The following is a 25,921-nucleotide window of genomic DNA, read 5'->3' as shown; positions in this document are numbered from 1 at the left end:
AGCGAGCCAGCGCAGAGTTTCGGCCTCACGTCTTGCCAGCACTAAGCCGGGCGCCGCGAACTGCCTCAGTTCGGCGTGCAGCCGGCCCGCGAGCCCGGCTGCCACGTGAATGCCCCCTTCTGCGACAGTTTCCACTGCACTCAGCACCTCACTCTCGCCCGCTCGGCGGTCGACACAACCGAACGCGCCCAGACGCAGGACACCGGTCACCGGCTGACGGTGCGAGAGGTCCATGAGGACCAGGACGCGCCCTTGGCCAACCAACGTCTCGACCTTCTCTGTGAAGGCGCGGCAGTTCTGAGGCACGCCGTAGACGATGACGTCGTATCCGCCGCCGCGCGCAGGTGTCAGGGCTGACGGTTCGCAGGCCACAGCACTCAGCCGTACCTGCGAGCGCCGCGAGAGCAAGCTTTCCCATCCCCGACAGACCAGCGTGTTCCGTTCCACGATCGCGACCTGCGGCACAAGACTCTCTCGTGTGGGGAGCATCGCGTTTCCTGCACTCTCTCAAGTCATTGGGCTGCGTTCACCTAGGACGCCCATTGTCAATTTGTCTGCTTCCGGGAGCGCTCAAGCTAACCGCAGGCGGTGGAGCTGACTCTCCCGAACGTCAGGTGAAAGAAATCACGTGAACTGCCTCCCACTGCGGCACGTAGCATAGTGTGCTCCTGTGGGCTATGAGGCGTGTGCGGATCAGTGGATGGCCCATGCGCACGCCTTGCACCGCTTTCTTCTGGATGACAAGGACGGCACCGCGGCAAGCTATGTCTGGTGTGCTACTTGGGTTACCAAGCAGACAGCGAGCCTTTGCCAACCTGCCTGCCGTCGGACGGACCGCGTCGGTGAAGGCGTATCTGCTCCTGGACGGTACCCTCCCGCCGATCGACCGCATCGCCACGGATCGGCCGTTCTACTCCGGCAAACACAAGAAGCACGGGATGAACTTGCAGATCATCACCCACCCCTCCGGCCGACTGCTGTGAGCTTCGCCGACCTTGCCCGGCGCCGTCTACGACATCCGCGCGGCCCACAAACACGGCACCGCCCACGCCCTCACCGAGGCCGCCATCCCACGCTGGGCCGACACGGCCTACTGAGGCGCCGACGGCACGGTCCGCTCCCCGCGCCAAGGACGGTGGGAATCACTCTCCGCAGACCACAAGACCCAAACTGGTCCCACACCAAGAACCGGGCCCTCGCCGAGCAGGCCGTCGCCACCCTCAAGCCCCGGCGTAACCTCCGCAAACTGCACTACTCGACCGCTCGGATCACCTGCCCCGTCCAGGCCGTCCCCACCCTGCATCTGACCAGCCCAGAGTGAGGTTGCAAAAGGCTCAGTGATACTTGTCGAGGCGTAGCCGCAATCAGCCAACAGCCGCACTGGCGAGTGATGCGTCTGTCCTCGCAAAGTGTGTACACGGGGCCAACGCGGCCAGGCCAGGGATCAGCTTTACGTGGGCCGCCATCACCCTCATGACGGGGCCTGTCAAATGAACGCCTTGTCTCACTTTCGGTGGTGACGGAGAGTCGTGCGCGACGAAGGTGAGCGAATCGTGGTGCGGGCACGGACTGCGCGAGACACTGCGGTCTGCCCGGTGTGCGGGGCCTCGTCGGAACGCGTGCACGGCTATCGCTGGCGGACAGTGGCCGACCTGCCGGTCGATGAACGAGAGGTGGTGGTCCGTCTGCGGGTGCGGCGCCTGGTGTGTCCCACGCGCGGGTGCCGCCACACCTTCCGCGAGCAGGTGCCCGGTGCTGGACCAATACCAGTCGGCGAACCGTCCGCTTGACCGGTCAAGTCAAGTCCGTGGTCAAGGAGTTAGCGGATCGGTCCGGAGCGCGTCTGCTGGCGATACTCGCGGTGAGCCTGTCGCGTCACACGGCTCTGCGCACGCTGCTGCGGATCCCGCTGGCCGCCGGACGAGTGCCAGTTACACCGACCGACTTACAGTCTCCTGCTCGACGCGCTATTGGAGGAAGGCAGCGTGGTCCGGGTCGCTACGCGGTCCCGGCTCCTCCAGGACCTGATCGCACAGGGCTTCCAGCCCAGTCAGCGTGCCAGGCCCCATACGTCGCGCCGTAAAGCTCACACCTTCGGCCAAGGTCTGGTGCGGGCGCCGCCGCGCGCAAAGTCCAGCAGGTTCCCGACGATCAGCAGACGTGATGGCCCCCTGAGTTGACGACGGGATCTGCTCCGTTGCAATCGTCGCCGGGGTCATGCTGCCCGGAACAACGCTCGCCCGAGTACAGCCGGCCGCAACAGCTTCGACGGCGGATCAATCAGAGCCAAGACCCGGATGAGCTGGGCCGCGACCGTACGATCAGTGGCTGCCGCGGCCATCAGCCGACTCATCATGGCGCCCTGCATCTTCTGCGTCAGGTTTGTCGGCTGCCCCGGCTCGCCGACCATCCCCCATGGCGCTGCCAGAATTTGCGTCGCCCGGGCAAAGTAGTTCGCGGCGACGTCGCGCCGGCTGGCTGAGAGCGTGTCGCGCAGCGCGCGGGCCTCCAGCGCCGCCACGGTCAACCCCTGCGCGTTGACCGGACTCAACGAGCACAGTGCGTCGCCGACAACGACCAGCCCGTCTGGAAAACTGCTGAGTTGGTCGTACCGGCGCCACCGGGTCGAGGGAAAGCGGTACGCGACAATGTCACTAAGCGTGTCGGCGGCCTTCAGCGCGGAGGCCACGTCGTCCGGGGCCGCTGCGGCTACAAACGCCGCGAATCCCACTTCATCGGTCGGTGGACGCGCGGCGGGGCCGACCCCGGTGACAGTCAGTACGTGCTGGCCGTCCTCGACCGCCAGCAACAGCAACCCACGGCCGTTGGCCTTAACGTCGCCGCCGATGAGCAGCGCACGGTCGTGCTGGGGCGGGAGCCGGACAACCCGGCTGGCGTAAGCGACATCGACGTGGACGCGTTGCTCGGCGGGACGTTCGTATCCGAGTTGCTCGAGCCAAACCGGCGTACGGCTACCCCGACCCATCGCGTCGACCACCAGGTCGGCATTCAAAATCTCTTCGTTGCCCCTGGGCTCCTGCGGCAGGATGCGTACGCCAGTAATCCGCCGGTCATCCCCGATCAGCCCGGCCACATCAGCGCCGAGCACCATCCGCAGGCCCTCATGGGCAACCAGCCGCCGACGCAAGTGGCGCTCGTAGAACGGCCGGGTAGCGTGGATGGAGTGCGCACCGACCGGCACTCGTGGCAATTCCCTCCCGCCCGCGTAGAAGCGGTAGTCCGAAAGCACATCCGCCAGAACCGCGCCGTCGGCACTCATCTCGTCGACCAGACAGGGAAAGATCTCTTCGACAACGCTCGCCCCGGCCGGAAGCAGGTTGTGGGCATGCCAGCCGTGAGGGACGCCCCGACGGTACTGGCCAGGGGCCGGGTCCCAGTCGACAACCGTGACCTGCTGGTAAAGCTTGGCGAGCACTCCGGCGGTGAGGAGACCGGCGAAGCCGGCGCCGAGGACGACTGCGTTTTTGTTTGACACGAGACGTAATGCTCGGCGCTCTCTGGTGCCCAGCAACAGGTCAACCGGTGCTCATCTGGTGCCCGTGGACCTCCCGTTCCCACATCCAGTCCACGATATGAGCCACGGCCAGGTCCCGGTGCCGACGATAGGTGCTGAAGGACAGGTGCAGCGACTGGGCCACGCGCTCCTGCGGGCCGACCGGGCGCAAAAAAGTGCGGTCGACCACCTCGAACAAGCCACGGCGGTCGGCCCGCAACGGCTCGGCAGCCATAGCGAGGAGCTCGTCGAGCCCCGCTGCAGATGACCGCACGACCCGCGAACGCATCAGCGGATTGCGCTGTAGAGCCTGCGGCATGTGCAGATCGCGCAGCGCCGCACGGACTGATTCGGCGAACTCCGATTCAGAGAGCACGAGTTGGGTCGACTCCTCCACCGCCGGCCGGGCCGGGGCACCCACCTCGCGAGCCGCGATGAGCTGGAGCCACTCGGCGAGGCCGGTGCGCCGCCAGTCGTGCGCGAAGACCGGGTAGGTGGTCTCCCCGATCGTGTACGCCGCCTCGGGCGCCGACCAGAAGTCCAGATAGCCGAGTGTCGGCCCCCACAACCCGGCATCCGCGTAGGCCCCCACCAACGTCCAGGCCGAGCGATCGCGGATGAGGATGTCGAGAACCTGGCACACGGCAAACAGAGTCAGGGACGGCGATGAGGCCTGTCCATGGTCACGGTCGAGGAAGAACCGCCAGGCTCGTACGTGCTCGCCGGAGCGTGCCGCGCCGTGCCGCTGGGTGTACTGCCACATGCTGTCGGCGCCCGGATCCGCCCCGATGTCCTCAGCGCGCAGGTCGAGGCAGGCGCAGAACCCCTTCGGCTCCCCGGTCGGCCCGCGAAAGACCTGGAAGGCTCCGGGCTGGCGCCTCATCCAGTAATCCACCAATTCGGCCTGTTCCGCCCCCTGAGCCTGGGTCGTCATCTCAACGATCGGGGCCGTGTCTTCCGACCGCAGCGCATCGATGTGGTGGTCGACGGGCCGCGCGGCCGCGACATATGCCGCGAGCCTGGTCCGCGGACAGGTCACGACGATGGCGTCGGCTAGGAGCCGCTGCTGCTCCCGTGCGTCCGGCGCCGAGCGGATCCGCGCGACCAAGTCGGCTCTCACCAGGCGATGCACCTCGGCATAGCGCTCTGGGTCGCGCCACCGCAGGTCGGCGTCAAGGACATCGCGGACCACCTCGTGCAGGGACAGACCGTACGGGCCTTCCTCAATGAACGACAACGTGCGCAGCCACGTGAACAGCTCCGCAGAGTTGTCGCCAAGCACGGCTCGCAGGAGGTTTTCCGTGATGACATTGGCGTGCGCGCAGACCTCCAACGCCAGCCGATGGCGTGGCCCCGGCACCTCGTCCAGTGTGCGGGTCAGCAACTCGCGCACTATCTCGGGCAGGTCCCCGAGAGTGCGGGGCAGCGCGCAGCCGCCACGCCGCACCGCATCCACGAGCATGGACAGGGCGAGCGGGTGGCCGTGGCTGATGTCGAGGAGATTCTCGTGGAACTCGGCTGGTACGTTCTGCCCCGCCAGGTAGGCGCGGCTGTCGCACGGGGCGAGGTTGCGCAACGCGACGACCCAAATCAGCTCACGCCAGGCGGGGTCGGCCAGCCACCGCGATGAGGGAGGTTGCCGTCCCGCGATGACCACGACCGCGTCGGCGGGCAACGCAGGCAGGAACTCCTCTCGTACCCAGTCGTCGATTGGGGCGAGCAGCTCGTAGGTGTCCAGGAGCAGCACCGCCCGGTCACCGATGGAGTGCGCTTGAAGTGAACTTGGGACCGGCGGCACGTAGCGGCCGTCGATCGTGATGGGATCGGCGCCCACGGTCACGGCGGCATCGGCCAGAACATCCAGCAATGCGCTCTTGCCGATGCCGCCGGGGCCGTGAAGATAAAGCACGCCACCTGTGCCCAGCATCGACCGGAACAGTTCGATCTCACCGGCGCGTCCCGCAAAGGCACGCCTTCGTAGCTCTCTCAGCCGCTGCCCGATGACCGTCACGCAACCACATTATCCATCGCCGACAGCAGCGCCGGCGACACCGTCGCTGTTGCGCTAACGAGTTGGTGCATTGGTAGGTGGTGAGGTGTCGAGCTCCTGATGGTCGATCATGGTCGCGTGGTGGGGAAGGCGTCTCGCGCAGTGATCACCAGTGATGGGAGGATCGCGGGCCTGTCGGCTGACGTGATAGCTGAACTCGTCGCCGAGCTGGTCCGGTTGTGGCATGAACGGCACCAACCCACGCTTGCGCGTCCAGACCACGTAAGCGGGCGATGGGCGCCGGTGCGAAACCCCGGCTGGTCCTCGTCGACCGGCTCCTGGCCACCCTCGTGTACCTGCCCCAGGGGGCCACACACGACGTTGCTCGCCGGCTCGTTCGGCGTCGACCGTTCCACCATCACCCGGGCCTGGATCGCGTCCGATGAAGATCACCGGACAGACGGCGTCCAGCGGCCCATTCTGCCATTCGGCCATGTGGCGCAGTGGCAGGTAACGCTGGAGGACCCAGTGCCCCTGGCTGGTGGGTCATCCGCAGATAGCCACCGCGGGAGTCGCGTATACCACCATGCGGCTGACACCGGTGATCGAGAGCTCGACGCGTCAGCGCCTGGCGTGTGCACGCTCGTCAGGCCGAGGCGTTGTCCTCGATCAGGTACGGAGCGACGCTCCGAAGCTTTTCGCACGTCTCCTCGTACTCGCGCTCCGGTACCGAATGGCGCGTGATCCCCGCACCGGCTCGCAGCCATGTGCGATCGGCACGGCGAAGGACACTGCGTAGTACCAGCGCCGCGTCCAAGTCGCCGTCCGCGTCGACGGCGAGTATGGCCCCGCCGTACAGGCCCCTGGGCCCCTCCTCGTGGCGCAGAAGGGCGGCAAGCGCGGCGGACTTGGGCGCCCCCGTAGCGGTCACCGCAGGAAAGAGCACGCCAAAGGCCTGCCAAGAACAAAGGTCGTTACGCAACCGGCCGGCAACTTGAGAGGCGAGGTGCTGGACGGAGCCCCGCTCCTTTACGGACATGAAGTCCTCCACGACCACCGATCCGGCGTCGCACACCGCCCCGAGCTCCTCACAGGCCAGTCTGACGGAGACTGCGTGTTCATGGACCTCCTTGGAATCGCAGAGGAGTTCGCGACGCAGCCGGGCGTTCTCCTCGTGATCCCCGCCGAGCTTGCGGGTCCCCGCCAAGGGCTGGGTCACAAGTCGGCCATCGCGGCCGACGTGCAGCACGATCTCCGGGCTGAAACCGGTGGCCTGCCACCCTCCAAGATTGAAAAGGAAAGACCGCGCGGGCGTGTTGGCGGCCCGTCCGGCGAGATATGTCCCGGGTAGGTCGGCCTGGGGACAAGGACACGTGGGTGGCCGGCAGCGTGAGGTGGATGAGGATGTCAGTTCCGGCGCCATGCGGATCGCCGATCATGGCGTGGGCGAGTTCGAACGCGGCCCAACCGTAGGTGTGCCGCCAGCCCGGATGTTCCCGCAGAGCGTGGAACACCGCTGCCACCATCGCCAGGGGCCGCCCATCGGTCGACAGCGACCAAGTGGTTCCGGCGTGATGGAGGGTGACCTGCGTCAGGTTCGCGCTCACCCACGTCGAGTCACCAGTGGCGAAACTCCACTGGCCTTCGCGCTCGTACACCATGTACTGGCAGCTCAGCCCTGAACGGGCCAGCGCCACCGCCGCCCGGGTCGGGTCCTCGGGCCCGGGCGTCTCGATCTCCTCGATCGCAGAAGGCGAAGCCTTGACCCATGAGGCCAGTTGTGATGCTTCGTGTGGGAACACGAGGTGAGAACCTTCGGTAAGTCGATGCCTGCCATGGCGAGACGTCACGGCAGAGCTGATCGTGTGTCTGTGATCATTGAAGCCGGACGAGAGCTGAGCCGGAACGCCACGGCCGGCTGCACGGGCAGGCAGCCGACCATGGCTTGGGCTCCGAGGCTTCAAGGGCACCAGGGTGCATAGGAAGCCACGGCGCCCGACGCCTGCTCAGGACGTCCGGGTTAATCTCGGGAGGTCTGTAAACGAGAGGTCAGCAGGGCGCGTTCACATGTTCCCGCGGCCGGGGCTGTGTGCGTCGTGGCAAAAGGTACGGATATTTCAAAGCCGCAGCAGTCCTTAGGCCATGTCCTACATGGTCAGTTGGCCGTTGGGCTGGCCGTGGGAAGGGTAGCTGCATTTGGATCGTTCCGGATGGTCTGCGGGATATCACTCGACCGCTGTTGCCGTCGGCGCGGGTGCGTCCCCAGGGTCGCGAACAGCGATGATGAGGCGGTGTTCGCCGCGATCATCTATGTGCTGGTCTGCGGTTGTGCCTGGCGGGCCCTGGCACCGTGCTTCGGGGCGTCGAAGTCGACCGTGCACCGCCGGTTCCTCATCTGGCCCAGAGCTGGCGTGTATGGAACGCCTGTGATCTACGAGGCAGCGTACGAACGGACCCGTCACGCCGGCCTGGAGATCGTGATGAACTGGGGACTCCTCCAACGGCGCCAACTCCATCATCGCGTATGCCGAGGGCGGGGGCGTATCCAACCGGTCGAGGAGCAGAAGATCTCCGTCCTGTGCCTGCGCATTCTTCAGTCAGACCAGGTCCATGTGAACACCCTGATGTTCCAGGACGCTCTGGGCGAGCCGAACGGTCCTAGCTTCTGATCCGTGTTGACCGGCGCGGCCGGACCCCGCCCTTCTGGGCCCACATGCGACCGCACGAGGAGGTGAACCTCGACATGGACACCCGACTGAATCTCACCGAAGTCACCGTGCCGAGGCCCCGGACACCAGCGGCGGCCGACCGGCAGCAGCCGGCCGAATACGTGTGAGCCCGACTGCAGTCGAACGTGCCCTGGAGGCAGTGCTTGGAAGCCACCCGGGCCAGACCGGGCGGCGCACATCAGTGAACATCAGGGTCCAGTACGCTGCCGGAATCCGCTTGATGAGGACGGGTTAGCCGTCTTCTTAAGTACGCCGAATATGCGCTGAGCTTGTCGGCTATGTGCCCGCCACTGCCAATCGGTGGGTTCGGGCTGACATCCAGGACACACCACTGTCCGGTCGTCCAGTGCCGCACGAGGCGGACACCGGCGATGTCATACCCCAATGCTGTCGCAGCCTGCACTGCGGTCTCCCGCGCGACTGGCTCCAGGCTTCGCGACTCGACGAGAGCAGCATCTTCCCAGTTTGACGTCTCCAGCATATCGCCGCCATCGGTGCTGCGATGCTGGAGAGCAAATGAGACGCAGCCCCCCAAAACGAGCACAAAATACAAACCATCGGGTGGCACAAGTTCCTGGGCGAGGAGCCCTCGCATGCTACTGGCATCCTGGAGTTGTTCGGTGAACTCCCCTTCGTTTCCGACAAAGACCGACCTGCCGCCACCTGTGACCGTTTTCAACACGAACGGCAGGTCGAGCTGCGTGGCCAGATCACGGTAGGAGCCAGCGGGAAATCTCGGCGACAGATAGACCGTGGACGGTACAGACAGCCCCCGGTTGGCCAGCCGAACGTACTTGAAGAGCCTGGTCGGCACACCGACACCGGTGGCGTTGACAGCATGGACACGGTGAGCGTCGAGGTAATCTGCAACCGCGCTCAACAGGGTCGCGGTGGGCCTTTGATGGGCCAGGACTTGAACGATTCCAAATTCGGCCAGATCTCGCCCCGCAACCGTCTCCCGGATGCGGACCCCCCCTGGCCCGATCTCGATGGAGAGTTCCTCGATACTACGGAAAACGACCTCAACGCCAGCGGTGAGCAATTCACTGGCAAGGTTTACATGTTCGCCGAGTTCTTTACCGTTGAGCAGGAGCGCCGGTTTCGATGCCATCGGCTACTCCCCGCCCTTCTGCACGTTCTGCGCGATCTTCTTCGCGATAGCCTCATCGATTACCGCAGAGTCGATCTTGTCGTCTTTTCGGAATCCGAGCTCTTCGAGCGTCAGATCATCGAACTCCTCAAGAACCTCGTCAATGGCATCGACTGTGCCCGCAGCTTTCGACGACGCTTCCGCTGCAGATTCGCTTGGTTGCTCCGGAACGGGAGCCGTATCCTCCTGGCTCTGGTTTGTTGATTGGTCAGCCTTCCGTTCCTGCTTGCTGGACAAATTTCCTCCCCTGCCCCTAGCGTTCCCGGCCTATCAGCCGCCGTTTGCGGAAGCCCCTAGCCCTAGGTACTCCTCGGAGTTCCTCGTCATTCAGTGCAGGTCGCCGACGTCGGCTTCTGCGCTGGTAGTCGTCACTACGGGTCCCCTTGTTGATACGGAGCGCCGGGAACGCGGGTTCATGCAGTCCCGTAGCGGACCGAAGGCAACCACCCAGTGTGTCGGCATGCGACCGTCTGCCGACTCGGTACCACGATCACGAACCCACAGGTGAGCAGTGTCGACAACCCGCGTCGAGATCATGTCGTCAGACGGCCCATCAGGTAGATGCCGACAGATGCCCATCGGCCATGCACGGGTCTCAACCGACGACCGGCACCCCGTTGATCAGATCGACGCGCTGCTGCGGCGCGGAGTGGACCGCAGCGATATCCACGCGACATCGCGAGCGGCGCGAAGGTGTCCCGCACGCAGCTCCTGCAGCTCTGACGGCAGTTGTCGTTCCGGTGTCTGCACTAGTCGGTGACTTGCGGGGTCGATCGCGGGCAGGGGTATAGCCACCGTGATCATGAACGTTTGTGACGACGTATCAAGATCAGGTGGCCGTGAAGGCCACGATAGCTCAGCATGCCTGGGACAGGTTGTTGCGGGCAGCGATGGACGCGATCGCGGACTGCTTGGACGGCGTGAGACGCGCACGACAGCGGCCGAGAGGTCAGGGTGCTGCTGACGGAGGTGGACACGCGCAACTGCTGGACACTTGCCGAGGCACTGGGGCATCCAGGTACGTACCGGCTGCAGCATCTGCTGTCGCGCGCGTCGTTCGACCACGACCGGGCTCGGGGGTACTCGCCCACCTGGTCGTGCGTGAACTGGCAGGCCAGGACGTGGCGTTGCTTGCGGAGGAGACGGGAGACGTGGAGTCCTCGACCGGCTGCGTTCGGTACCGCTCGCCGGTTCAGGTCGCCGTGCACCTGGCCATGGTCACCGAGTCGGTGCGGGTGGTGATCGACCGGGCTCTGTGCCGAGAGCCTAGACTAGCGCTCAGCCCAGCATTCCTGGGAGCTCGGGGTCTCGGCGGCCGCCGCGCTTCCGCGGAGAAGCCGCGGCACCGCGCCGTCGCTGGTATTCCGCAGCCGCCTGATCGCTCGCCTTGCTTTTCGCCACGTGGTCGTCACGGACTACACTTGCCAGCCATACCGGCCTGGTGCGACCTGGTTCGCATGCCGACGGGTTCCGATAGCCAGCGCGACGATGCCACAGGCCCCCATGAGGGCGATGACACGCTCAAAGAAGCCGGTCAGACCGTGGCTACCAAAGACCGCGTCGATGACGCCGACGAGGACGAAAGCGCTCGAGAAGACCATCGAGGGAACGCCCCAACGGGCCCATCCTGGAAGTCTCCTCATGGCGACTGCCAGGAAATAGCCGCTGACCGCGAATGCGAGGATCCCAAAGGTGCTCAGTATCGAATCAGTGGCACCGCCGGCTGTTGCCAGTTGCTTGGTCGCGGTGCATCCAGGATCAGCCATGCGGCAGCCTTCACGTTCGAACGGGCTGAGCAAGTCGCCGAGGCCGAATATCGACAGCGCCAGGAGTGTGACGCCGACTGCGGCAGGCCACCCGGCCTGCCGCAGTGACGGCCACAGTGCCAGACCGGCGAACAGGATGCACACAGCCCCTGCCAGCGTGAAAGGAATGATCAGGAACCACGCGCCCGGGACGCCGTCGGCATACATATCGCTGATCGTGTGCTTGACCGTATTGTACTGCGACCCCTGCCACGTCGCGGCTGCAATCCACAATCCAGTGAAAACGACATTGACAAGAACAGCCAGGAGGGACCAACGGCGAATGCGGTAGATCATGAGGAGAACATAACAGCGGGGAGCGGGCCGCCTTGTCCCCCTTTTCTGGGACCACTCAGCATCTTACGCGCGCACCTTGCCTACACGGTTCACTCAGATCACGGACGGAGTCATGGCCGACTTCGCGATTCCCCTGTTGGGAGCGGCTCCGACCTCATCACGGCCATCCGGCACACCACTGCGGCCCTCCAGGGGAGATCCATTCTGGGGCGGCACCAAGTCCCCCGATTAGGGACGTAAGAGCCCGGCCCGCCTCGGCTCAGCGGGCCATCGACCAGACATACATTCTTTCCTCGTTTGTACAGATAACGGGACAGATGGCGCTGGCCTGGCGCAGATACGCCCGCCCAACCGCCGCCCCACGGCCCGCCGTGACCTGGCGGGCACATCGCGTGCGGTGCCATAACACCCACCAGTTGGATTTTTCGAATCGTGTGTGGACGTGGTTGCTGCAGAGGTCTACTTTTGGCCGTATCCCATGCGGACGCGCCTCAAGAAACGCCCGATCAGGAGGCATGTGTCTCTCTGCGCGCTGTCCCTCTGCCGTCCTTGTCCCCCTTCGGGGTGGACTACCAGACGGACACTTCTTGTGTGAGTGCTCGACGCCGATCTATCCATCCCGACCGGTTGGGTGACACCGCGTGACCGCTCAAGGGACGGTCACGAAGCCAGCTAGGAGAATATCCCTCGTGCACGCGACATCATCGGCGGCCTTTCTGTCCAGGCAAAAGGACGCACCCGGTCTGGTCCACGGCACCTCACTGACCACAGCCGCCGGTGGCTCCGCCGGCAAACGCGCGCGGTACCTGAGTCCGTGACTCTCGTGACCACGGACGCTCCTCGGCGCTTTCCCCCGGCCCAGTGCGACGACGAGCCCCGTCGCTGAAAGGACTTTCAGGGAGCCCGCTTTGGCGCACCAGGGCGTGGCCAGAGCCCGGCGCGCTCCGGAAATGTCTGTCGATCACGCTGCGCTCGCGATATCGAGTGTGCGATGGCACAGGCACCCGGTCCCTCAGCCAACAGGTGCGCGACGGTGGCAGGGTGGGATCAGTCCTCACGCCTATCGCGGACAGCGTGACCAACAACAAGAGAAAGGTCACCACCAAGTGATCGCAGCCGTACTGGAAGGGCCCGGGAACGTCAAGGCTGTCAATGTGGCCGATGCCACGCTGAAGGAGCCCGGTGACGCCGTGGTCCGAGTGGTGGCAGCCGCCATCTGCGGAACCGACATCCGCGGTTACCGGGGACAGCCAGGACCGGTGCGCGGGCCACGCTGCGGGCACGAGTTTTTGGGGGTGGTAGAGGAGGTCGGCACCGCGTCGGCAACGGTGCGGCCAGGCCAACTCGTGCTCGCTCCGTTCATTTTCGCTGACGGTACCTGCTCGACCTGCAGCCGCGGGCTACCCTCCTCATGTCCGTCCGGAGGCATGTTCGGTGTAGCGGGCGACGGCGGCCAGGCCGAGGCGGTCCGGGTGCCGTTCGCCGAGGCAACTCTCGTCGCCGTGGCGATGGATGAACATGATGAGCGGCTGCCCGCGGTGCTAGCCCTCGCCGATGTGATGCCCACTGGGTACCACGCGGTACGGGGAGCCCACCTCACACGCGAGTCCTGCGTAGCCGTGATCGGCGATGGCGCCGTCGGCTTGTGCTCGGTGCTCGCGGCACGTGAGGCGGGAGCCGGTCGTGTCATCATCCTCGGCCACCATCCGAACCGTCTGGACATCGCCCGCCGGTTCGGGTGTACCGATGTGATCGAAAGCCGCGGCGACGAGGCGGCTGCGGCCGTAGCCGATCTCACTGCGGGCGCCGGCGCCGACCTGGTCGTCGAAAGCGTCGGCGATCAACGCGCCCTCGACACCGCACTGCGTGTCTGCGCGGACGGCGGGCGCCTCAGCCTCGTCGGAGGTCCGCACAATGCGCTGGAGACGATGACGTGTTTCATGCGCAACATCACCGTCGCTGGTGGGCTCACCCCTGCTCGTACGTACATACCCGGCCTGCTCGACGCGGTGCTCGGCGGCCGTCTCGATCCCTCACCGGTCTTCGACGCCACAGCCACCCTGGCCGACATCGCAGTCGGCTACGAGGCGATGGACAACAGACAGGCGACAAAGGTCCTCGTGCGGCCGTGACCCCACACCAACAAGCCCTGACAAGCGCCCGCACTGCGCCTCGGCAGACCTAGCCACCCGGATCCTCGTCACCGGAGGGACGCCGCTCCGGACAGTGAGGCGAAACCGTCATCAGCGGGCCACCCTCAACTCGGTGATCGCACATCCACTACTACCCGGTAATCGACACACGGACCCGGAGCCTCCGCCCTCCGCAGACGGGGCCTGACAGACGATCACGAAGGAAGTGTGGTTCTCATGTTGTTCGCGGACCAGACTGCGGAGACGGTAGCCCCGCAGGCCGGACTGATGACGGACGCATTCCTGTCCCTCGGGACTCTCGCTCCCACACCTTCGGACATGTACTTCGGGTACCACATGCGCGTGGCGGGCGCGGGGCCGGACCTGGCGCGGCTTCGTTCGCACGTGGCACGACGAATCGACAGAGTTCCCCTACTCACACACCGTCTTACTGTCCGTGACCGCCATGCGGCCTGGGAACCAGATCCCGCCTTCGATGTGGATCACCATGTCCGCCTCGCGCCCGGCACCGGCCTGGAGGCGCGTCCGGCGCAGGAGCTGCTCGATTTCCCCGTGGATGAGGCGCGGCCCCGGTGGGGCTTGTGGGTGCACAGGGGAGACGGTCGGGCCTGGGCTCTGACCTATCTCGCCCACCACGCCGTCCAGGACGCCATGACCATGCTGGATACCTTGCGAATACTCCTCGGTGCTGGGGAGCTGCCCGTTGCACCGGCGATACCCGTAGCGCCGACACCACGCCGTGAAAAGATCACCGGCATCCTGCCACTCGTCCCGGGTGTTCTCTCCACCTACCTCCCCCGCGCGGCTTCCCCGAAGTTTCCCACGCCTGATCCGGTAGCCGGTCGAACCTTGGGGCAGGCCTCGGTGGAAGTACAAGTATTGCGCTCAATAGCGGATGCGACCGGCAGCACCGTGAACCAGGTCCACCTCGCCGCATTGACCATGGCATTGCGCAGCTGGTCCGTCACGCGTGAATCCCTCACCCGGCCCCGGTGGCGCAACGGCCCCCACCTCGTCGTGCCGGTTGACACCCGCCGGGGGACGGAGCAGACGCAACATCCTCCGTATGGCAACCACATCGGCCTTCTGCGCCTCTCCGTCCCTCGCAGCGCCGACGACCTGACCAAGACCCTGGCCGCAATCGCTCCCTCGACTAGCAGGCGGCGCATGGCCCGAAGCCGCGCGGCATTGCGGACCCTCAACGAATACGCCCCGCGGCGGCTGGCGAGTTGGGCGATGCGACGTGTCACGGACCCGCGCGGCCTGCTGCTGACCGCCTCGAACGTGCGGTGTCCGGCGCCGTTGACGGCTATGGGGGACGAGGTCACGGAAGTGACCGCCGTCCCGTGGCTTCCCCCTGGTAGCGGCTGCTTCACACTGCTGGTCACCTACCGCGGGGTCGCCCGGCTGTCGGTACTCTCAGGCGCCGTGAGCGCGGATCCCGGGGCTTTGGCTTCGCTGTGGGCGAGGTCTCTGACGCGGGAGCGAGGCATCCCTGGCTGAACGACCGACGTGGCGGTCTGGCCCGTTCCGTGTGCCGAAATTTCGTCGCAGCAGCGGCCCGAGACCGCGTTTCATTGCGTGTGGCGCGGAGGTCTCGATGCGGCGCGCCGCGAAGTGATGGCGACGAGGGCATTGAAAGCCATGCCCACCGGAGTAGCGTCCATCACCCGTTCGGCCAACGTCTCGAGCAGGTAGTGATCACCCTTCTGACGCATAGCCTCCACCTGGCCGACCCAGTCGTCGTACAACGTCCGATTCTCTGACTGGGCCCGGCAAACCTCTTGGGTAAGTCCGCACCAGGCGGCTGCGAACAGCACTTCGGCCTCGGCGAGCAGCGAGCGCAGCTCATCAGCATCGTGGGAATGCCGCGCACACGAGGCGAGGTACAACATCCTGTCAGTGGTCGTGCTGGGATTCATCATGGGTCGCTCGTTCCAGGTGCCGGATCTTCGTACGCTGCGGTGGGAAACGACGGTCACGGTACTCAGCCACTCTCCTCACGGTCGCAGGGCGGCCGACGTCCGAAGGTCGACGATCCGGCCGAGCAACGTGTGGCGCCTGGCATGTGGCGTGGGGAGCCATGAGGTGACGTGACTGGCGGGTTTCGGTCGATTGGATGACGGCATGTGGCCCGAAGAGCGACGGCTGCACTGGGCCGCGCCCGCCGCGTCCGTGACCCTTCAGCGATGGATTGTCTGACGAGGCGGTCTCTAGGAGTGCGGGCGGTAGTCTTGGGTACGGACGCAGGCGTCCATTGGTTCAGCGACGGAATGCCACCCGGCTCGGTCGACCCTCCAACCCCAATCGTTCGAACTCTCCGTGCGCGACCCGGTGCGGTCTGCTCAGCGACATGGAGCAACCTGGGGCTCGGCCCACTTGGCCGATAGCTATGGCCCGGCCTTCGGCGCACGCAGGACACGACGGCGTTACTTCCGTACCGAGTTCGACGGCCACATCGGACAGCGGGTCGGCGATCCGTCAGCCCCTGATGATCGTTGAACCCTGCCTGAGGGGATCCCAGATCATGCTGTTGACGGGGCGTCGCTCAAGGCTTTGGTCGGCAATTCACCGCTCTGGCCTCAAGATCTACGGTGAGGTAATAACGCCGTATCTCACGACATCGGTAATGAAGCGTTGGAATGAACAGCATCGTCCCCAGGGCGAGGCTGGCACGCAGAATCGATCGAACCGCGTTGCTCTGGAATCCGTATCCTCTATACGTGAACCCCTCACTGCTGCGGCCTGGTGCTCCCTCATCCGACCTGCTCGAGCGCATACGGGAAGGCCTCATCGGCGAGGGAGACCTCGTGGCCGGACCGTACGGCCCCCGCCGCATCACGTATGCCGACTGGACGGCTTCCGGCCGTTCGCTGGACTTCGTCGAAGACTTCCTGCGGGAGGCGGTTCTCCCACGTTACGCCAATACACACACTCAAAGCTCCAGCAACGGCCGCACCACAGGACTCTTACGCGAGAAGGCCCGCCACGTGATCGCGGATGCCGTTGGTGCCCGCGACTCACACGCCGTCGTCTTCTGTGGGTCGGGCACGACCGCGGCGATCGACAGGCTCGTGCGGATCCTCGGACTGCGAGGCGCTTCATTCCCGAGGGACCACGGGATCGAGACGGAGATGCCGAAGGAAAGACGACCTGTGGTATTCATAGGGCCCTATGAGCACCACTCGAACGAACTGGCATGGCGAGAGTCCCTCGCTGACGTCGTGGTGATCCGTCAGGACAGCAACGGTCAGATCGATCTGAGTGACCTGCAGGCAGGACTGGAAGAATACTCGGACCGCCCGCTGCGTATCGGAAGCATGTCCGCCGCGTCGAACGTCACGGGCATCGTGACCGACACCGACTCAGTCAGCGCGCTTTTGCACAGCTACGGAGCACTCGCGTTCTGGGACTACGCGACGGCAGGCCCCTACCTCCCCATCCGAGTGCAGGAGTCAGCGACCGGGCGCGGGGATCACAAGGACGCCGTCTTTCTGTCTCCGCACAAGTTCGTGGGCGGCCCGCAGACACCCGGGGTCCTCATAGTGCGTCGCGATCTCCTGCGTCGGCCCGTACCGGCCGTCCCTGGAGGTGGAACGGTAGCCTGGGTAGGACCCACAGAGCACCGCTACAGCGCCGACGCAGTGACCCGCGAGGAGGGCGGCACTCCCGCGATCATCGAATCCATCCGCGCCGGCCTCGTGTTCGCAATCAAGGAATCTGTCCGCGCGGACGTGATCTCGGCCCGGGAGGAGCGGACTTGGCGGAAAGTCAGGGATCGCTGGCTAAGACACCCGAACATTCAGGTCCTCGGCAACACCGAGGTACCCAGGCTGCCGGTGATCTCCTTCCTCATCCGGCACGGCGAGGGGCATCTGCACCATGACTTCGTGACAGCGTTGCTCGACGACTTGTTCGGGATCCAAGCGCGAGGGGGCTGCTCGTGTGCCGGACCGTACGGGCACACGCTTCTCGGCATCTCCCCTGAACGCGCCGAAGCTCTGCGCGACGTGATCTGCGGCCAAGGGTTCGAGATGCTGAAGCCGGGCTGGACGAGGGTCAGTCTCCCGTACTTCATGTCCGAGGCCGTCCAGGAGCACATCATCGAGGCGGTGGAGATCATCGCGACAGCAGGCCACCGGCTGCTGTCCGATTACCACTCGGACGTGCGAGCCGGCATCTGGCGCCACCGCGGCGCCATAGCGGAGCCAGTACCCGACTTGTGGGGAGTATTTGCGACCACTGGACGACCTCGGCGCGCAGCAAGGGCATCGGAAGAGGTGCTTGCCCAGCATCGGCAACGAGCACGCCGGATCCTCTCCAGCCGCCCCCTGTCGGCTGTCGACGGCACGGGGCTGATGCCGGCCGTGTTCGAGGGGCTATGCCAGTTCCCACTCCCGCCGACCTGCTCATAGTGGTGCCCCAACCTCTGTTCCGGATCTGGGTGGCCGCCACCCGGCCCAACTGTTGGGTTGCGGTCCTTGAGCGGGGCCAGGCGCATCCCGGCTGAGGTTTCGAACGGTCCGCCTGACCCGCGCCAGCGGAGCCGATGCTGTCGATCACCTCTGAGGTTAACGGACTCGGGCACCGTAGGCGGTGGGACATTGGGTTCCTGGTAGTCGATCACGGTGGTGTGGCGGGAAGGGCGTCTCGTGCAGCGGGTCTCGGGCTCCTTTCGAATTGTCGTCGTTCGTCGTCGAATCCGTGCCTACTGCGGTGGAGCGGTGCTCCTGCCATCGGCGGGCGCCCGAGGCAGCGTGCGACTTCTTCGCTCGCACTCACCCGAAGTCACGGCATAGCCACTTGTAGAGACTTCCAGCGAGGAGACAGCGCCGGGCCCAGGGTGTCACGCTTTCCGGCCTGGACAAGTGTCCCCGTAGTCAAGGGGCTCAGTCGGGCTTCGAGCTGAACGGCGTCGGGGACGAACCGGTGACGGTCGCGGGCAGGACCCTGCTGCTGAGCGTGAAGACAGCGAACCATGCACCGACGACCCCCTCACCATTGGTCTGGCCAGCGGCGGTGCCCTTACTGAAACCGAAGACGGGCCAACCGCGGATCATGAGTTGCAGGTCTCCGTCCCAGCTGCGTACGACGCCGATCTGCTGGCTGGGCACGCCGTCCACGAAGATCCGCGAGCCTGTGTGGACCAGCACGGGGGGCCAGGTCACGGACCAGCCTTTGTCGGCACCGGAGGCCAGGGAAAGCCGGCATACGGCGTCGTACTACTGGACCACGCACGCCCAGGCCCCACCCTGGGGCGAGGCGGGCCGGATGAATCGGATCGAACCCTTCCCGCCCGGCGTGCGTATGGCTGGATGGGACCATGTGGCGTTCCGGCCGCCGTCGGCGATGCCGCCTGTGGTCCCCTTCCGCCTCCCCCTGGACCTCGCCAAGGGGGTCACGGCGGAAGTCCGCGGCGGCACAGATTGGGAGTGCCGCCGCGACCCCACAGCGGCAGAGCTTGAGCCCATGGATCGATGGCGAGCGCGAGCCGTCGGCCCGCGCCGTGGACGGCCCACGGGACAGGTCCTTGGGATGGGCTCAGCACCGATGGTTTGGAGTGCCGGGAATGCCGGCATACCGCGGGCCGGATGGCGTGACACAAGGGCACGGACACGCCGCCAGAAGCTCTCTCAAGAGACGGCCTCCTGGCACAGGGCTTCGCAACAGCGTGATCGCCAAGGGTGGTGAGGACGGATGGATCCACGGTATGCAGTCGCGGAACGCAGAAGCAGTACCTCGACGGACCCCAGCAAATTCATACGTGGCTACTGGACAGGTCGGCAGCACAGCGACGAGGGAAGGGACACTTATGATCACCTGCAACTGTTGACCGCCCAAAGTGACTTCGCCCAGGGGGCCGGATATATCGAGGGACTCGCCGCAGGGCGTCGGCTGTTCAAGGCGATCGACGGCGCCCGGCAACGCGAGACAGTGAGCATCTTCGAGGCGGCCGCTGATCAGGTGGCAGTCCGCGAGCTGCAACGAGCGAGGCCCTGAGCTGTTTGATCGAGAGCCTGAGTCATTCACGCGAGGCTGCCAACCGCACCTTGTCAAACGGCGGTCTTCTTCCGGGACTGGTTGAGCGGCCCGGGAGTGAACCTCGTTGACGTCTACGCCGTATGAAGAGTTGAGGGCTCGCTGCGGGGCCCCTGTCCCTGAAGTTGCCCGCGGCGAGTTCCCGCCCCGAGGAGGCACGCTGAGGGGATGAAAGGGACGGGCCGTGGTGGCAGGTTGTCCAGACCAGGCACTACGGCCCGCCTCACGTCTGGTGGCCACGCGGTCCGCGACCACCACCAAGTGTGCGGAAGGCTCAAGGGAGCCTGCTGCGACCACGCGGGAAGCTGAGGGCCTCGGGCCGGCCCTGCAAACGCTTACCGCTCTGCATAGCCAGGGCGTCGTACCGGGAAGCGAATCTCCACGAGAATTGATCGTGTGTGAACTGCCCCTAACAACGGCTAACGCAATGAGGTGGATCTGCCCTGATCGCCGCGTCCGGGGCGGGAGTTGAGCGTTCGGCTCGGTGTGGGGACGTCGCCGTGGATCGTGTCGGATGAGCCGTGGGATCGCCTGGAGCCGCTCCTGCCGCAGCGTGAGCGCAGGTTCCGACACCCCGGCCGCAAGCCGCTGCCGGACAGGGAGGTGCTCTGTGGGATTCTGTACGTGCTACACACCTGCATCCGGTGGGAGTACCTGCCCAGGGACCTGGGCTTCGGCTCGAGCACGACCTGCTGGCGCCGCCTGCCGGACTGGAACGAGGCTGGCGTCTGGCAGCGGCTCCACGAAGTCCTGCTGGCCGAGCTGAATGCGGCCCCCCTTTCCCCCCACCCGGCTGGACTGGTCCCGCTGCGTGGTCGACACCTCCCATGTCAGGGCGCTAACACCCCGCGACAGGTCCGGGCGTTCCGGGGCCCGCAGCTCTGGCAGCAGCACCTCGTGCAAGCGCTGCTAGACACCGGCGTTATTCCAGTCCCGCAGTGGGCGCCAGCAGGTCATCCCCGAGCCGAAACCGAGCTCACCCGGCAGCCGCTCCCATCAGATGCCGGTGTACAGCACGAACAGGATGCCGCTGAGCACCTTCCGGTCGTCCAACGCCTTCCGCCCGGGGCTGCGCCATCGCCACTGCCGCACCGGCAGCAGCTCGCGGACGCCGGCCACTCCGGAGCTCCAGGGGCGCAAACGAAACGCTGACCATAATCATCGCCTTCGCGCTCCAGCAACAGGGCCTGGACGCCGTAGAGCCACTGATCACGGACCGAACCAGTCTGCTCCTACCACAAAGGGCGGGTGGATGGATCCACGGCTCCGGCGCCACCACCAGGCGGTAGCCGACAAGCCGCGACGGGGCAGTCTCGCGGTGCCCGAACCGTATGAGCCGACGCGATGTCAAGGGTGAGCGTTAACTATCATTTTCACCGGGCCAGGACCGAGGGTGGCCGCTGGAACGGGCGTGGTGCGGCTGCCCAGAACAGGATCCAGTCGGCAACGCGCGGTGGCCGCCGCTGCGAGGAGGGTGAGTTCTCCCAGGGCGAAGTCGCCACCGGGACAGCCATGTACACCGGCGGCGAAGGGGAGATAGGCGCCGCGTGGTGGTTGGGGGTGGCGTTCAGGGTCCCAGCGGTCGGGGTCGAACGAAGTGGCCCTGGGAAACCATCGAGGGTCGCGGTGGAGCGAATAGGGACTGTAGAAGACCTGGGTGCCCGCCTCCACGTGGTGTCCCCCGAGGTCGCAGGCCGAGACCGCGCGTCGAGGAAAGAGCCAGACCGGTGGGAAGAGGCGGAGAGTCTCCTGCACCACGCGTCGGGTGAGGACGAGATTGGGTAGGTCCGCGGAAGTGACGGGGCGGCTTCCGAGGACTTCGCCGGTCTCTCGCTTGATCCGGCTTCGGACTTGTGGATATCGGCTCAGGAGGATGAAGATCCAGGCGGCCGCCGCCGCAGTGGTGTGAGATCCTCCGATGAGCAGCGAAGTGACGTCGTCGTGAAGCTGGTCCACGTCGACGCCACCGGCGAGCTGTCGCAGGGCTGGACTTGATTCGTCAGCGGTGATGAGTGCGTCCACCACACGGTGGATGTCCGCCAACGCCGCTCGGTACTGGGCGCGTTCGCGCCCGGGGAGTCTGTCCAACAACGCGGCGGCAGGGCCGTAGGCACGGCGGGCCAGGCCGCTGACAACTATCGGCAGCGCTCGGTGGACGGTCTCCGCGGACCTAGGAGGGAGGGGGTGACCGAGGATGGTGGCAGCGACCGCGTTCAGCGTAAGGTCGGTCATCTCCGCGTTCAAATCGACGGTCTGGCCATCGCTCCAGGAGGCCACCCGCTCACTCACCAACTCGGCGAGTGTGGAGAGGTACCCCGGCAGGCGGACGGCACTGAGCAGGGGTTGGAGGGCTCGTCGGCGGTCGCGGTGCCGGATACCGTCCGCCACCACCACTCCCTGCCCGAACAGTGGTCGGGCCTTGGCGAAGATCTCGCCGCGTGTGAAGCGGCCCGCGGGGCCGGCCAGGACGGCCAGGACCAGTTCGGGGTGGTTGACAATGTAGGCGGGTCGGCGCCCGATGCGGAACTCGACGAGCTCCCCCAGCGGGCGTTGCGCGTCGAGGAACGCCAGTGGTTCTTTGAGCAGACTTACCGCGTGGCCCACGAAGGGCAAGCCTCCCGGCACCCTTGGCGCGCGAAGCATGGCATCAGTGGCTACCGGCATGACAGGACCTTCCTGCTTCATCATCCTCCGGGTGGTAGCGCGGGGTGTGCAGCCCCCACTCCAAGTGCCCTCGTACCCACGCAAGCAACACGGTGGCGCAGTCGTCGGCTCGCAGTTCGACGCCTTCGGCCGATACTTCCGCCCGAGCCTGGAGGAGTTCGGCGAGCTCTTCACGGGCACGAGAAAAGACGTGCAGACGGTCCTCGCAGGCCGCGGCCACCATCCGGGCGGCAGCCTGCCGTTCTAGACCTTTATGGTGTGCCGTGACCAGGACGAGGTTGTGGAGGTCGCCGTGCGCGGCCTCCTTGTCAGCCGTCATCAGATCGTTGGTCCAGCAGACCAGGTCGGCGGCCGCGAAGAGGAGGTCTTGGTAAGGCCTGGAGTAGTGGATCGAGGACGGCAGGAGAACTCCCTCCGTCCTGTCGAACGAGGGCATCACCGCCCCGAACGCACGGCGCCGGGACGGAAATTCCTCAAGAGTGGGAACCTGCCCGGCTTGCCGATGGGCTGCCTGCCAGACGCAGGCCGCCAGGTACTCCGCCACGTTCCTGCGAAATCTGAACTGCCACCACGAGGGCATCTCCTCGCAAGCCCGCTCAATGATCTCCGCCAGTCCCCGCCCCATGGGGGACACTGGGCCGGACATCCCCAGGGCTACCGCGTGCAGATCCCGCAGACGGAACTCCAATTGGTCCGCGTCACGGCCGAGAGTGCTCTCGTCTATCCGGTCGTCGAGCAGAAAGAGCCAGGACATCCACATGGCCACGAGCGACAAGTCCGCTTCGCTGGCATCCGGATGGCACCATGCGGCCAGCAGACCTGGTCTGCTCTGATGCAGATTCGCCGACTCCGCCGGGCTTTGGCAAAGACCCGCCGACTCCACCCAACGCATCGACGTCTCCTGCGCGGACCGTTCGTGAGTGCTGCGTCGGGCGAGGACCCTCCAGATCGCCGACACCTTCAACTCAGGATGCGTCACCATGTCCTGACGCTGCCCGATCGGTTCGCTCGTACCGCTCCACGGCCCACGCTCCTCGTGGAGCCTTTCGACGGCAGCTTCTCCTACCTCGGGCTCCACGCCACTCCTAGTCATCTCTCAACACTCCATGGCTCGTCCGATATATCGCCGATCCAGATGCTCCGCCCGCCAGCTCCCGCCGCCGCCGTCCCGAGGCCGCGTCTGAGCGGCCCTCGATGGGACGTGGACTCCGAAACCCGTGACCCGAGTCAGGCGGACGGGCAGCCCGTCGTTCGTCCAAGTCCCGAAGTGCACACACCACGCGTCTGCGTCCATCACGCGGGTGCACGCGGGCTCATGCTGTGGCCTCCAGCCGTAACGCGAGTGCCGGGCATCCGGCCACTGCCCGACGGGCGTGCTTTAAGAGGTCAGCCGCGATACCGGCGTTGTGCACGACGGGGTACCCTCACTCGTCAGGGTGGATCGACTCGGGTATCAGCTCGGCGCACAGCCCACGTCCCTCACAGGCGATCCGGTCGACGCGCAGCACGCTGATCCCGCGGTCGGATGCGTTCACCGCCACTCCTCTTCCCTCGGTGCGACAGGCACCGGGACTTTCACGACCCGGGCCCCGAACCAGCCTCGGCACTGGCCGAAACTCAGGTGATGGTGGACGTCGTCCGCGAAAACACGCAGTGCCGACGCCGCGAGTTGTGCCGCGCCATCAGGAAGACGGCAGGCGCCTCGGCCGGGCAGCAGCCCCACTCTGTGCTTCAGCCGGCGCATTACCGAAGTATCTCCGCGGCCTTTGGCCAGTGCTGTGAAGTCTTGAGCCACCGCCGGCAGGCCGCGATAGCAAGGCCCGCACTGCCGGGCGCTCTGCGCTGCGAGGTAATTGAGCACGCTGGCTGTCTCGGCCAGGCCGCAAGCGGAGCTGGGCAGGACTACAAGGACGCCCGCTCCCGGGCCCGCACCCAGTTCGGCCAGATCCGACGGAGCGTATGGGATGTCCAGGACCCGCGGAGCGGGGAGCCAAGTCCCGAAGAACCCTCCCACCAAGACCGCTCGAGGTACGGCCGCGGGTCCGCCGGCAAGGTCGATGATAGAGCCGATGGTCGTGGCCATCGGTGCCTCGTAAACACCTGGACGGCGAACCCCGCCAGAAACGGTGACCAGGGCGGAGCCGGGTGCGTCCGCCCTGCCGAGACCGCGGAACCACGCGGGCCCCTTGCGGGCTATCAGCGCCAGGTGCGCCAGGGTCTCGACGTTGTTGATCAGGGTGGGGCGTCCTGCGACCCCTGTCACGAACGGCCGTGGAGGGACTGTCATCGGCTTGGCGTCGCCCCCGTTGAGCCATCGCACGAGGGAGGTCTCCTCGCTGGAGACGTACGGGAATGGAGCACTGTGGACCAGTACGGGCACAGTGTCGACGCCGTGTTCCACGCGGCTGCGCACAGCTCTCGTCAGACCGTCCACGAGGTCTTGGCGGTCCCGGGGAAGGCAAAGGTGAACGGTGTCCGCGCCGATTGCCTCGGCCGCGACCGCCGCGCCGTCGAGGACCAGATGTGGCTCGTGCTCAAGAAGTGTCGAGTCCTTGCAGCTGGCGGGCTCACTCTCCATTCCGTTGGCGACGACCACCCTTCGTCCCACGCCCACCGCGACCGACCGCATCTTGCGCCCGGTCGGGAACGCGGCACCGCCGCGACCGGTGAGGCCGGACTCCTCGACAACCCTGATCAGTTCCGCGCACCCGCCGACAGAGGGAAGTGGAAGGGGACCGTACCGGGCCAAGTGCCGGGACAATTCCTCCCCCGCCCCGGCGTCCGACGCTCCACTCAGTAGGCGGGCACCCGACTCCCCGCCGGTGGGCGCCGGCTGTAAGGGCGGTCCTGTGATCGGGTGCGTGTTCACCGGTCCGCCTCCGGTCCCGCCTCCACCGCCGCGTCTGCTCGCAGGAAGCCGCTCGTGTGGACGTATGAGATCGGGGCGGCGCGACGAGCCCAGTCAGGCTGCGCGGGACCCACGACAACGAAGACCACCAAAAGGCAGGACACCGCTGACGACGCCGCGGCCAGGCACAATCGGACCCCCGCGCGAGTGGTTGTCGTACGCAGAAGTCGCCACCAAACGGCTCCGAGAACCAGCGCGAGGCACAGGCCGTACAGCGCCAGTTGGAAGCCCAGCGGAGTGTCGGTGCCGATGCCCGCTGCGTGGAACAGCGCGTCGGGCCACATCGCGTATGCCAGCCAGTGGATTGCCTTCCAACGGCTCCTGCCGATCCGGAGCCGCACGGCCGTGGTGATCAGTACGGCGAGCAGAAGATCGAAGGCCACTGTGCCGAGACCCAACCAAAACCGCCGGTAGGACGAAAGGAAGGGCACGACGGCCGCGAGCCAACCCAGGCGGACAAAGCTGTCAGCGAGTGCGGTGGTGATGTGGCAGATCAGGAAAAGCAGCGAGAGGAGGGAGAGGTTGCGGTGGAGCATGCTGATCTCGAACCGGGCAAACCGCTGAGGCGCGCAGCGTCCCGCCGTCGCAATGCCGAGTGCCACGGTGACCGTGAGGAGGAAAAAGGCGACGGTGCCTACGGCCCGGGACGCGTACCGGAGCACGTTTGGCCCA

Annotated in this window: 18 protein-coding genes and 4 pseudogenes; 8 read left to right on the top strand and 14 right to left on the bottom strand. The window is 66.0% G+C overall.

Translation table 11 applies throughout. The features are described from left to right. On the bottom strand, positions 1 to 489 hold a 489-nt coding region (locus K7472_RS19745), incomplete at its 3' end, for a DNA-binding response regulator (protein WP_222979817.1). Between the two features lie 341 nt (positions 490 to 830). Here K7472_RS19745 and K7472_RS32825 point away from each other — a divergent pair. Then, a pseudogene (locus tag K7472_RS32825) lies at positions 831 to 1,321 on the top strand (transposase family protein); the annotation flags it as partial. A 208-nt stretch (positions 1,322 to 1,529) separates the two neighbouring features. Beyond that, a pseudogene (locus tag K7472_RS19735) lies at positions 1,530 to 1,930 on the top strand (transposase family protein); the annotation flags it as partial. Positions 1,931 to 2,215: 285 nt separating this feature from the next. On the opposite strand, the gene K7472_RS19730 reads toward K7472_RS19735, so the two are convergent. The 3 genes from K7472_RS19730 to K7472_RS19720 all read right to left on the bottom strand — a co-directional run bounded on the left by K7472_RS19730 (position 2,216) and on the right by K7472_RS19720 (position 6,927). Continuing rightward, positions 2,216 to 3,496 carry an FAD-dependent oxidoreductase gene (locus K7472_RS19730; RefSeq protein WP_222979815.1) on the bottom strand — a complete coding sequence of 427 codons (1,281 nt, stop codon included), beginning with the start codon at positions 3,494 to 3,496 and terminating at the stop codon, positions 2,216 to 2,218. Between the two features lie 40 nt (positions 3,497 to 3,536). Then, positions 3,537 to 5,525 (bottom strand): ATP-binding protein, encoded by a 1,989-nt coding sequence (locus K7472_RS19725; RefSeq protein ID WP_222979814.1) that lies wholly within the window; start codon positions 5,523 to 5,525, stop codon positions 3,537 to 3,539. 625 nt (positions 5,526 to 6,150) lie between these two features. After that, positions 6,151 to 6,927, bottom strand: coding sequence for a salicylate synthase (locus K7472_RS19720; RefSeq protein ID WP_252395901.1), 777 nt, complete (start codon positions 6,925 to 6,927; stop codon positions 6,151 to 6,153). A 771-nt stretch (positions 6,928 to 7,698) separates the two neighbouring features. On the opposite strand from K7472_RS19720, the pseudogene K7472_RS32820 reads away from it, so the two are divergent. Further along, positions 7,699 to 7,975, top strand: a pseudogene (locus K7472_RS32820) (transposase); the annotation flags it as partial. 436 nt (positions 7,976 to 8,411) lie between these two features. Here K7472_RS32820 and K7472_RS19710 read toward each other — a convergent pair. From K7472_RS19710 to K7472_RS19700, 3 genes are all read right to left on the bottom strand, one after another. Then, on the bottom strand, positions 8,412 to 9,344 hold the full coding sequence (locus K7472_RS19710) for an ATP-grasp domain-containing protein (RefSeq protein WP_222979812.1): 933 nt from the start codon (positions 9,342 to 9,344) through the stop codon (positions 8,412 to 8,414). A gap of 3 nt (positions 9,345 to 9,347) precedes the next feature. Next, positions 9,348 to 9,620 (bottom strand): hypothetical protein, encoded by a 273-nt coding sequence (locus tag K7472_RS19705; protein ID WP_222979811.1) that lies wholly within the window; start codon positions 9,618 to 9,620, stop codon positions 9,348 to 9,350. 1,178 nt (positions 9,621 to 10,798) lie between these two features. Next, positions 10,799 to 11,485 (bottom strand): DUF998 domain-containing protein, encoded by a 687-nt coding sequence (locus tag K7472_RS19700; protein WP_222979810.1) that lies wholly within the window; start codon positions 11,483 to 11,485, stop codon positions 10,799 to 10,801. 1,106 nt (positions 11,486 to 12,591) lie between these two features. On the opposite strand from K7472_RS19700, the gene K7472_RS19695 reads away from it, so the two are divergent. Both K7472_RS19695 and K7472_RS19690 read left to right on the top strand, forming a co-directional pair. Continuing rightward, positions 12,592 to 13,617 carry a zinc-binding dehydrogenase gene (locus K7472_RS19695; protein WP_308013992.1) on the top strand — a complete coding sequence of 342 codons (1,026 nt, stop codon included), beginning with the start codon at positions 12,592 to 12,594 and terminating at the stop codon, positions 13,615 to 13,617. 237 nt (positions 13,618 to 13,854) lie between these two features. Next, positions 13,855 to 15,141 (top strand): wax ester/triacylglycerol synthase domain-containing protein, encoded by a 1,287-nt coding sequence (locus K7472_RS19690; protein WP_222979808.1) that lies wholly within the window; start codon positions 13,855 to 13,857, stop codon positions 15,139 to 15,141. 71 nt (positions 15,142 to 15,212) lie between these two features. Here K7472_RS19690 and K7472_RS19685 read toward each other — a convergent pair whose 3' ends face one another. Further along, complete coding sequence (locus K7472_RS19685; protein WP_222979807.1) at positions 15,213 to 15,620, bottom strand: hypothetical protein; 408 nt, start codon at positions 15,618 to 15,620, stop codon at positions 15,213 to 15,215. Positions 15,621 to 16,280: 660 nt separating this feature from the next. On the opposite strand from K7472_RS19685, the gene K7472_RS19680 reads away from it, so the two are divergent. Beyond that, positions 16,281 to 18,053, top strand: a complete 1,773-nt coding sequence (locus K7472_RS19680) for an aminotransferase class V-fold PLP-dependent enzyme (RefSeq protein ID WP_222979806.1) — start codon at positions 16,281 to 16,283, stop codon at positions 18,051 to 18,053. A 474-nt stretch (positions 18,054 to 18,527) separates the two neighbouring features. Here the strand turns inward: K7472_RS19680 and K7472_RS19675 are convergent, their stop codons facing one another. Further along, positions 18,528 to 18,806 carry a COG4315 family predicted lipoprotein gene (locus K7472_RS19675; protein WP_222979805.1) on the bottom strand — a complete coding sequence of 93 codons (279 nt, stop codon included), beginning with the start codon at positions 18,804 to 18,806 and terminating at the stop codon, positions 18,528 to 18,530. A 661-nt stretch (positions 18,807 to 19,467) separates the two neighbouring features. Between K7472_RS19675 and K7472_RS19670 the strand changes: the two genes are divergently transcribed. Together K7472_RS19670 and K7472_RS19665 are read left to right on the top strand one after the other, a co-directional pair. After that, on the top strand, positions 19,468 to 19,638 hold the full coding sequence (locus K7472_RS19670) for a hypothetical protein (protein ID WP_222979804.1): 171 nt from the start codon (positions 19,468 to 19,470) through the stop codon (positions 19,636 to 19,638). A gap of 507 nt (positions 19,639 to 20,145) precedes the next feature. Beyond that, positions 20,146 to 20,517, top strand: a pseudogene (locus K7472_RS19665) (transposase); the annotation flags it as partial. 156 nt (positions 20,518 to 20,673) lie between these two features. Here the strand turns inward: K7472_RS19665 and K7472_RS33725 are convergent. The 5 genes from K7472_RS33725 to K7472_RS19635 all read right to left on the bottom strand — a co-directional run bounded on the left by K7472_RS33725 (position 20,674) and on the right by K7472_RS19635 (position 25,911). Further along, on the bottom strand, positions 20,674 to 20,796 hold the full coding sequence (locus tag K7472_RS33725) for a transposase (protein WP_222979803.1): 123 nt from the start codon (positions 20,794 to 20,796) through the stop codon (positions 20,674 to 20,676). Between the two features lie 228 nt (positions 20,797 to 21,024). Next, the gene (locus tag K7472_RS19655) at positions 21,025 to 22,341 is read right to left on the bottom strand and encodes a cytochrome P450 (RefSeq protein WP_222979802.1); all 1,317 of its coding nucleotides are present in this window, start codon (positions 22,339 to 22,341) and stop codon (positions 21,025 to 21,027) included. Then, positions 22,325 to 23,419: a (-)-delta-cadinene synthase gene (locus tag K7472_RS19650; protein WP_308013991.1), complete on the bottom strand. Its 1,095-nt coding sequence runs from the start codon at positions 23,417 to 23,419 to the stop codon at positions 22,325 to 22,327. The genes K7472_RS19655 and K7472_RS19650 overlap by 17 nt, the downstream gene beginning before the upstream one ends. Positions 23,420 to 23,872: 453 nt before the next feature. After that, complete coding sequence (locus K7472_RS19640) at positions 23,873 to 25,210, bottom strand: NADH-ubiquinone oxidoreductase-F iron-sulfur binding region domain-containing protein (RefSeq protein ID WP_222979801.1); 1,338 nt, start codon at positions 25,208 to 25,210, stop codon at positions 23,873 to 23,875. Then, a complete protein-coding gene (locus K7472_RS19635) occupies positions 25,207 to 25,911 on the bottom strand; it encodes a ferric reductase-like transmembrane domain-containing protein (RefSeq protein ID WP_308013994.1) in 705 nt (234 codons plus the stop codon). Before K7472_RS19635 ends, K7472_RS19640 begins: the two co-directional genes overlap by 4 nt. Positions 25,912 to 25,921 lie beyond the last annotated feature (10 nt).

The sequence above is a fragment of the Streptantibioticus parmotrematis genome (assembly GCF_019890615.1).
GTDB lineage: Bacteria > Actinomycetota > Actinomycetes > Streptomycetales > Streptomycetaceae > Streptantibioticus_D > Streptantibioticus_D parmotrematis.
Note: the sequence above shows the minus strand (reverse complement) of the source record. Positions and strands in the feature narration are given on the sequence as shown.

Bases quoted from the DNA above. Each gene is read 5' to 3' on its own strand.
- K7472_RS19700 (WP_222979810.1), bottom strand. From the start codon at position 11,485: ATGATCTACCGCATTCGCCGTTGGTCCCTCCTGGCTGTTCTTGTCAAT.
- K7472_RS19680 (WP_222979806.1), top strand. From the start codon at position 16,281: ATGAACAGCATCGTCCCCAGGGCGAGGCTGGCACGCAGAATCGATCGA.
- K7472_RS19710 (WP_222979812.1), bottom strand. From the start codon at position 9,344: ATGGCATCGAAACCGGCGCTCCTGCTCAACGGTAAAGAACTCGGCGAA.
- K7472_RS19655 (WP_222979802.1), bottom strand. From the start codon at position 22,341: ATGCCGGTAGCCACTGATGCCATGCTTCGCGCGCCAAGGGTGCCGGGA.
- K7472_RS19720 (WP_252395901.1), bottom strand. From the start codon at position 6,927: ATGGCGCCGGAACTGACATCCTCATCCACCTCACGCTGCCGGCCACCC.
- K7472_RS19690 (WP_222979808.1), top strand. From the start codon at position 13,855: ATGTTGTTCGCGGACCAGACTGCGGAGACGGTAGCCCCGCAGGCCGGA.